Origin of the sequence: Streptomyces sp. SID486, from assembly GCF_009865385.1 — a bacterium.
In the GTDB taxonomy this organism is placed as follows: Bacteria; Actinomycetota; Actinomycetes; order Streptomycetales; family Streptomycetaceae; genus Streptomyces.
This window is the reverse complement of sequence record NZ_WWJT01000414.1, coordinates 1-3,525: the sequence shown is the minus strand read 5'-3', so window position 1 is coordinate 3,525 and position 3,525 is coordinate 1. Positions and strand designations below refer to the sequence as shown.

The following is a 3,525-nucleotide window of genomic DNA, read 5'->3' as shown; positions in this document are numbered from 1 at the left end:
CGCCCGCCCTCCCTGTGAGGCGCGGGGGTGCTGTCCCGTGGTCTGCCGGGGGCTGGTGGCGGCCCCACGCCGAGCGCCCCGCCGGTGAAGGCCGACGGGGCGCAGGGAGGGGGCTCGTGGGTGTCCCGGGGCGGCGGCGCGGAGGACGGCGACCGCCGGGAGGGCGGCGGCTGCGGCCGGGAGACGCCCCTGCCGCCGTTCCGCGGTGACAGCGGCGGAAGGGCGGCGGGGCGCGCGTGGCCTCCGGTGCCCGGCGGGCGGGCTCTCAGATGCCGGCGGCCGCCGACAGGTCCCGCTTGACGGCCGCCAGCAGCTCGGCCGCGCGGGCCCGCGCGGCCGGCAGGCCGGCGTGCGCGGCCACCGGCACGACGACCTCCAGGTAGCACTTCAGCTTGGGTTCGGTGCCGCTCGGGCGGACGATGACCCGGGCGCCGTCGAGGGTGTAGCGCAGGCCGTCCGTGGGCGGCAGCCGGTCCGTGCCCCGGGTGAGGTCCTCGGCCCGGGTGATGGCCAGGCCCGCCAGCTCGGTCGGCGGCTGCTCGCGCAGCCGGCGCATCGCGTCCGCGATCAGGGAGAGGTCCTGGACGCGCACCGACAGCTGGTCGGTGGCGTGCAGGCCGTGCTCCACGGCCAGGTCGTCGAGCAGGTCGAGGAGGGTGCGGCCCTCCTCCTTCAGCGCCGACGCCAGCTCGGTGATCAGCAGGGCGGCGGTGATGCCGTCCTTGTCCCGCACGCCCTCGGGGTCCACGCAGTAGCCGAGGGCCTCCTCGTAGCCGTAGCGCAGGCCCTCGACGCGGGCGATCCACTTGAAGCCGGTCAGCGTCTCCTCGTACGGCAGCCCCGCCTTCCGGGCGATGCGGCCCAGCAGCGAGGAGGACACGATCGACTCGGCGAAGGTGCCCCGGGCACCGCGCCGGACCAGGTGGGCGGCGAGCAGGGCGCCGACCTCGTCGCCGCGCAGCATCCGCCAGTCGCCGCCGTCCCGCACGGCCACCGCGCAGCGGTCGGCGTCCGGGTCGTTGGCGATGACCAGGTCCGGTCCGGTGGCGCGGGCCGCGGCGAACGCCAGGTCCATCGCGCCCGGCTCCTCCGGGTTGGGGAAGGCGACCGTCGGGAAGTCCGGGTCGGGTTCGGCCTGCTCGGCCACGAGCACCGGCTCGGGGAAGCCTGCCCGGGCGAACGCGGCGAGCAGGACGTCCTTGCCGACACCGTGCATGGCCGTGTAGACCGTGCGGGCGGTGCGCGGGGAGCCGGCGTCCAGGACGGCGTCCGTACGGGCCAGGTAGGCGTCCAGGACCGAGTCGTCCAGGATCTCCCAGCCGGCGTCCGGGCGCGGTACGTCGTCCAGGGAGGCGATCGCGTCGATCTCGGCGGCGATGTCCGCGTCGGCGGGCGGGACGATCTGCGAGCCGTCGCCGAGGTAGACCTTGTAGCCGTTGTCCCGGGGCGGGTTGTGGCTGGCGGTGACCTCCACACCGGCGACCGCGCCCAGGTGCCGTATGGCGAAGGCCAGCACGGGAGTGGGGAGCGGGCGGGGGAGCACGGCGGCACGCAGGCCGGCGCCGGTCATCACGGCGGCGGTGTCCCGGGCGAAGTCGGCGGACTTGTGGCGGGCGTCGTAGCCGATGACGACGAGCCCGGCGGTGTCGTCCCCGTGCGGGGTCCCGGTCTTCTTCAGGTACGCGGCGAGGCCCGCCGCGGCCCGGATCACGACGCTGCGGTTCATGCGCATGGGGCCGGCGCCCAGTTCGCCGCGCAGACCGGCGGTGCCGAACTGGAGGGTGCCGCCGAAGCGGTCCGCCAGCTCGGTGACGTCACCGGTGTCGATCAGCCCGGCCAGCTCGTCGCGGGTCTCCTGGTCCGGGTCCTCGGCGAGCCATGCCTTGGCCCGGGCGATGAGATCGTCGTGCACCTTGGGATCAACCTCTCCTGTGTTCGAATCAGCCCGTCCGCCCGCACAGCCCGGTCGGGCGGCGGGCGGACGGGCTCCGAGCGCCTTACAGCTTGCCCAGCACCTGCGCCAGGAGCTGCCCCATCCGTGCCGCCGAGTCGCGGCCGGCCTGGAGCACCTCCTCGTGGTTGAGGGGCTCACCCGTCATGCCCGCGGCCAGGTTGGTGACCAGTGAGATGCCCAGCACCTCGGCGCCGGCCTCGCGCGCGGCGATGGCCTCCAGGACCGTGGACATGCCGACCAGGTCCGCGCCGATGACACGGGCCATGCGGATCTCGGCCGGGGTCTCGTAGTGCGGGCCGGGGAACTGCGCGTAGACGCCCTCCTCCAGGGAGGGGTCGATGTCCTTGCACAGGGCGCGCAGGCGCGGGGAGTACAGGTCGGTCAGGTCGACGAAGTTCGCGCCGACGATCGGGGAGGTCGCCGTCAGGTTGATGTGGTCGCTGATGAGGACCGGCTGGCCGGGACGCATGCCCTCGCGCAGGCCGCCGCAGCCGTTGGTGAGCACGATGGTCTTGCAGCCGGCGGCGACGGCGGTGCGCACGCCGTGCGCCACGGCGGCGACGCCACGGCCCTCGTAGTAGTGGGTGCGGCCCAGGAAGACCAGGGCGCGCTTGTCACCGAAGGAGTACGAGCGGACCTTGCCGCCGTGCCCCTCGACCGCCGGCGGCGGGAAGCCGGGCAGCTCGGTGACCTGGAACTCGGCGTCGGGTGCGCCCAGGGCGTCGACGGCCGGAGCCCAGCCGGAGCCCATCACGAGGGCGACGTCGTGGGTCTCGGCGCCGGTGAGGGCGCGCAGGCGCGCGGCGGCGGCGTCGGCGGCGGCGTAGGGGTCGCCCTGGATGTCGTCCGGAAGAAGAGATGCGTTCACGCCGACGAGGGTAACCGCTCTTCGCCTACGCGCGTAGATGACAGAGCCCACTGGTTTGCGTTCGTTGTCTTGTCGTTTTCCACAAACCGTGGCCGAACCGGGAGGAAAAGCGCCGGGGAGGCGGCGGGGCCGGGTCAGCAGGGGCGCTTGCGCAGTTCCATCACGTAGTCGTGCGGGGCGCCCGCGGACTCCGCCGCGTCCGCGATCTCGCCCAGGTAGCGCGCCGACGGCAGCCCGCCCTCGTAGCCGTTGAGGACGTACGCCCAGGCCGGCTCCTCGCCGTCCAGCGTGTGCACGCGCACGCGCGTCCGCCGGTAGAGGCCGAGGCCCACGCCCTCCCACCGGTCGAGCGACTCCTCGTCCATGGGTGCGAGGTCGTACAGGCCGACGAAGACCCCGGACAGCGGGTCCTCGACGATCGTCGCCAGCGCGCCCTCCCAGCCCAGCTGCTCGCCGCCGAAGGTCAGCCGCCAGCCGTTCAGCCAGCCGGTGGCGCGCAGCGGGGAGTGCGGGGCGCGGTGGGACATCAGGCGCGCGTCGAGATTGCCGGCGTACGCGGCATAGAGCGACATGGGGAGAGGGTACGGCAGCCGCCCCACGCGCCCCGGGCGCCCCAGGAGCGGCCCGGTGGCGCCTTCGGGCGGCGGGACGTCGAAGCGCGTGACGTCCTCGTGGTGCCTTCGGGTGGTGGGGTGTCGAGGCG

At 74.6% G+C, this 3,525-nt stretch carries 3 protein-coding genes; all 3 read right to left on the bottom strand.

The window, feature by feature from the left end; all coding sequences use genetic code 11:
• Positions 1–265: 265 nt before the first annotated feature.
• The 3 genes from GT045_RS19915 to GT045_RS19905 all read right to left on the bottom strand — a co-directional run bounded on the left by GT045_RS19915 (position 266) and on the right by GT045_RS19905 (position 3,394).
• On the bottom strand, positions 266–1,912 hold the full coding sequence (locus GT045_RS19915) for a phospho-sugar mutase (protein ID WP_161334970.1): 1,647 nt from the start codon (positions 1,910–1,912) through the stop codon (positions 266–268).
• An 85-nt stretch (positions 1,913–1,997) separates the two neighbouring features.
• Positions 1,998–2,822 (bottom strand): purine-nucleoside phosphorylase, encoded by an 825-nt coding sequence (locus GT045_RS19910; protein WP_161290415.1) that lies wholly within the window; start codon positions 2,820–2,822, stop codon positions 1,998–2,000.
• 134 nt (positions 2,823–2,956) lie between these two features.
• Entirely contained in the window at positions 2,957–3,394 is a 438-nt protein-coding gene (locus tag GT045_RS19905; protein WP_161290417.1) for a gamma-glutamylcyclotransferase, read from the bottom strand.
• Positions 3,395–3,525: the final 131 nt, after the last annotated feature.